At 60.4% G+C, this 4,175-nt stretch carries 4 protein-coding genes and 1 pseudogene; all 5 read right to left on the bottom strand.

Going from position 1 to position 4,175, the window contains the following annotated elements; genetic code table 11:
- Positions 1–12: 12 nt before the first annotated feature.
- A complete protein-coding gene (locus ACWI8T_RS08700) occupies positions 13–753 on the bottom strand; it encodes a glutamine amidotransferase-related protein (RefSeq protein WP_449138662.1) in 741 nt (246 codons plus the stop codon).
- Positions 753–1,340 carry an imidazoleglycerol-phosphate dehydratase HisB gene (gene hisB, locus ACWI8T_RS08695; RefSeq protein WP_449138661.1) on the bottom strand — a complete coding sequence of 196 codons (588 nt, stop codon included), beginning with the start codon at positions 1,338–1,340 and terminating at the stop codon, positions 753–755. The genes ACWI8T_RS08700 and hisB overlap by 1 nt, the downstream gene beginning before the upstream one ends.
- A gap of 148 nt (positions 1,341–1,488) precedes the next feature.
- Positions 1,489–2,607 (bottom strand): histidinol-phosphate transaminase, encoded by a 1,119-nt coding sequence (gene hisC / locus ACWI8T_RS08690; RefSeq protein ID WP_449138660.1) that lies wholly within the window; start codon positions 2,605–2,607, stop codon positions 1,489–1,491.
- 3 nt (positions 2,608–2,610) lie between these two features.
- Positions 2,611–3,987, bottom strand: a complete 1,377-nt coding sequence (gene hisD, locus ACWI8T_RS08685; protein ID WP_449138659.1) for a histidinol dehydrogenase — start codon at positions 3,985–3,987, stop codon at positions 2,611–2,613.
- 5 nt (positions 3,988–3,992) lie between these two features.
- Positions 3,993–4,175: pseudogene (locus ACWI8T_RS08680) on the bottom strand (ATP phosphoribosyltransferase); the annotation flags it as partial.

Genomic DNA, 4,175 nt, shown 5'->3' with positions numbered 1-4,175 from the left:
CAGGGAGCACAATCATGCGCGGCCTCCTTTCTGCTCAGCAGCCGCTATGGCGACGAAGTTCTTTAGGATGTCGAGCCCACGGGACGACGATTTTTCCGGATGGAATTGGCAGCCGAACACATTGCCGCGCGCCACCACGCACGGGAAGCTGCGCGTGTAATGCGTATGCGCCGCAATGTCGGCGGCACATGCGTCGGCGTCAACCGCGTAGGAATGTGTAAAGTACATGTTCGCGCCTTCGGGAAAGTCGCGCAAAAGTTCGCATGCGCGACCGTTATCGGTCAGATGCACCTGGTCCCAGCCCACATGAGGTACTTTGAGACGCGTCGATTCCAAACGCGAACACGAACCGGAAAGCACGCCCAAGCCACGCGTCCAACGCTTGGATGACGCCTCGAAAACCTCGGCGGGAGCAAGGTTCGATCCCATGGCATCTTCCGCTAAAGCCGCGGGCGCATCTTCGGGCACGCCTTCATCGCCGCGCTCGAAAAGCAGCTGCAGTCCCAGGCAAATGCCCAAAAACGGCGTACCCTTGTCGATGGCGTCAAGCACCGCTTGGGCCTCGCCCGATTCTTGCATGAACGCGATGGCGTCGTAGAACGAGCCCACGCCTGGCAGCACCACGGCATCGGCCGCGCAAATGTCTTCTGGCGAATCGCTCGCCTGCGCACGGGCGCCCGCGCGGGAAAGTCCACGCACCACGCTCGATAAATTGCCCTTGTGATAGTCGACCACCACAATGCTCGGCACCATTACAGTGAGCCCTTCGTTGACGGCACGCCCTGAACGCGGCCGTCGAATTCGCACGCGCGGCGCAGAGCACGGCCGCATGCCTTGAATGCCGCCTCGATGATGTGGTGCGCGTTGGCACCCGCGAGCTCACGCACATGCAGCGTGACTTTCGCATCGCGCGCAAACGCATAGAAGAATTCCACCGCAAGCTCGGTGTCGAAATCGCCTACGCGCAGCGAGGAGATAGGCAAATCGCAATATGCCTGGCCACGACCCGAAATATCAACCGCGGCCATGACGAGCGTTTCGTCCATAGGAATGGTGACGTCGGCAAAACGCGTGATGCCCGCCTTATCGCCAAGAGCCTGCGCGAACGCCTCGCCCAGCACAATGCCCACATCTTCAACCGTATGATGTGCATCGACTTCGACGTCGCCTTGCGCATGCACCGTCAAATCGAACAAACCGTGGCGGCCGAAAGCGTTGAGCATATGATCGAAAAACGGCACGCCCGTAGAAATGTCGCAGACGCCCGAACCGTCAAGGTCGAGCTTTACTGCGATGTCGGTTTCGCCCGTTTTGCGCGAAACCTCAGCAATTCGAGCCATGGACAACTCCTTTCGAAGCGGTTAGAGAGCACTCTATACCAGCTAAACGATTCGTACGAGCCAAAACACCGCTGCGGCCAACGTCTTTTCGGCGTTCGCCGATGGAGTTTTCGGCATGCGGGGGCATGCGGGACCCAAGCCGGCATGCCTATTCGTGGCACGAATCAATTTCTTCTTTCAGCAACGCGGCCAACGCCGCCAACACTTCATCGTTTTCTTCGGGCGTGCCAACCGTAATGCGCAGGCAATTGGCCAAGCCGGGCGCATAGCTGAAATCGCGCACGAGAATCGATTTCTCGTCGCGCATACGTTCACGAACGCGCGTGGCGTTCGGCATGCGCACGAGCACGAAGTTGGCCCCGCTTTCCCAAACCTCGAGAGGAAGCCCGCAAGCGGCAATGCCATGCAGACTCTCGATCACGCGCGCACGCTCGCTGCGAATCGCGTCCACCACGGGTGCGAACTGATTGCGCGCACGAACCGCGGCCAAAGCCGCAGCCTGCGAAAGCACGTTCACCGAATAGATTTGGCGAATCGCGGCGAAAGCATCGATTACGTCGGGCGCGGCAATCACATACCCAACGCGCGTGCCTGCCATGCCGAACGCCTTGGAAAGCGTATGCAGCACCACGAGGTTGTCGCATTCCGAAAGCAGCTGCTCGCACGAGGAAGCGGCATCGGCGAACTCGCCATAGGCCTCGTCGACCATCACAAGACCAGGACACGCGGCGCACATCTCGCGCACGAATTCAACTGAAGCCAAATCGCCCGTGGGATTGTTCGGCGAGGTCACGATTGCGATATCGCATTTCGGAGCCGCTTCAAGCACCGCCGCCCGGTCGAGCTCGAACGTTTCCGCATCACGCCACACATCGAGCACCTTGGTTTGCGCAAGCGATGCGAAAAACGCGTATTCCGAAAAGCATGGCGGACAGTTGAGCAGCGTGCGGCCCGCTCCGCCAAAAGCGAGCAGGAAGTTGTAAAGCAGCTCATCACCACCGTTGCCCACGCACACCCATGATGGATCGACACCGTGCCACGCAGCGATTTCCGCACGCAGCTCATTCGACATGGGGTCGGGGTAACGATTAAGCGGCGTGGCCGCGAGCGCGGCGTCAATGGACGCGCGCGCCGCAGCAGGCATGGGATACGTGTTCTCATTCGCCGAAAGGTTCACGCGGCACGGCGTGAAATTCGGGTCGTAGGGCTCGATGCTCGCCAAATGCGGCTGCATGAGCGCCCGAACGCGGTCGGAGAGCTGAGCCATAAGCTACTCCGCCTTTTTGGGAGCAGCCAAATCAACCGGCCATGCAATGCGGTTGATGTCGCCCAAATCGACGCCGTCGAAGCCCTCGAGGCCCTCTTCGACCATTTTGCGGCGAAGACCAGCCGAAAGCGCGTGAGCCCACAAGCCTTCCGCCTGCGCCATGGTTTGCGTGGCGGGGGCATCGTTCATAAGGCCTTCTGGCGTATAGCAAATAACCGACGAACGCGTAATGAAATCTTGCACAGAAAGAGGGTTCGAGAATGCGGCCGTGCCGCCCGTGGGAAGCGTGTGATTGGGGCCGGCAACGTAATCGCCCAAGGGTTCGGAGCTCCATGGACCCACGAAGATGGCGCCGGCGTTCTCGATTTTGCCGAGCAAGCCCATAGCGTTGTCGCAGTGCAGCTCGAGGTGCTCGGGAGCAATAACATTCACAGCGTCGATTGCCGCCTCAAGGTCGGCCGCCACTACGACCACGCCCTGGTCGGCAAGCGATGCGCTCGTGATTTCGGCGCGCGGGCTTGCGGCCAAAAGCTCGGCGAAACGGCCCTGCACCTTTTCCGCGAACGCAGCGTCGCAGGTCACCAGGTAGCATGTGGCCAAAGGATCGTGTTCGGCTTGCGCCATAAGATCGGCAGCAACCACGGTCGCATCGGCCGTCGCATCGGCGAGAACGCACACTTCCGACGGGCCCGCCACCATGTCGATGCCTGCATCGCCCGAGACGATTTTCTTCGCCGCGGCGACAAACGCATTGCCAGGGCCAACGATTTTCGCGGTCTTAGGAATAGAATCGGTGCCATAGGCAAGAGCGGCAATGGCCTGGGCGCCACCCACAGCATATATCTCATCGACGCCCGCAACTTTCGCGGCAGCGAGCGTGTACGGCGAAATGCCGCCTTCTTTTTGCGGCGGGGTAACCATAACCACGCGCTTTACGCCAGCGACCTTCGCCGGAATGCAGTCCATGAGCACCGTCGAGGGGTACTGGGCGCGGCCGCCCGGTACATACACGCCCGCGGCAGAAACGGGAGTAACCTTCACGCCCAAAATGGTGCCATCGGCGCGAGACGTGAACCACGACTGCTCGACCTCGCGCTCGTGGAATTCACGAATCTGCGCAGCGGCCTTCTTCAAAGCCTCGATGAACGCAGGGTCGACCGCCTGGATAGCTTCGTCCATAAGTTTGGGATCGACGCGGAAATCGTCAACGTCGACGCCATCGAACTTCTTGCAATACTCGCGCAGAGCGGCATCGCCGCGCTCACGCACATCGTCGACGATAGCCTGGGCCGACTGCATGATGGCCGCAGGCAAAACTCCCTGACGCGGAAGTTGACCAGCCGCAAGGCGCTCACCCGGGTTAAGCGTAATGGTTTTCATGGTATCTATGCCTTTCTCGAAGCGGCCAGCTTAGCTGCCAGGTCGCGAACTCTTTCATCACAGCGAATGCTCGCGGGGCTTGCAAAGAAGCGCGCGGAGCATTTCAGCACCTCATCGACTATGACCAGGTCGTTTTCTCGAAGCGTGGTGCCCGTCGCGGTAATGTCGACGATGCGGTCGGACAGGCC

The organism is Slackia sp. (genome assembly GCF_977041755.1).
Note: the sequence above shows the minus strand (reverse complement) of the source record. Positions and strands in the feature narration are given on the sequence as shown.

What these genes read in the sequence shown, in the direction of transcription:
- ACWI8T_RS08700 (WP_449138662.1), bottom strand. Translation starts at nt 753, where the DNA reads ATGGTGCCGAGCATTGTGGTGGTCGACTATCACAAGGGCAATTTATCG.
- hisB (WP_449138661.1), bottom strand. Translation starts at nt 1,340, where the DNA reads ATGGCTCGAATTGCTGAGGTTTCGCGCAAAACGGGCGAAACCGACATC.
- hisC (WP_449138660.1), bottom strand. Translation starts at nt 2,607, where the DNA reads ATGGCTCAGCTCTCCGACCGCGTTCGGGCGCTCATGCAGCCGCATTTG.
- hisD (WP_449138659.1), bottom strand. Translation starts at nt 3,987, where the DNA reads ATGAAAACCATTACGCTTAACCCGGGTGAGCGCCTTGCGGCTGGTCAA.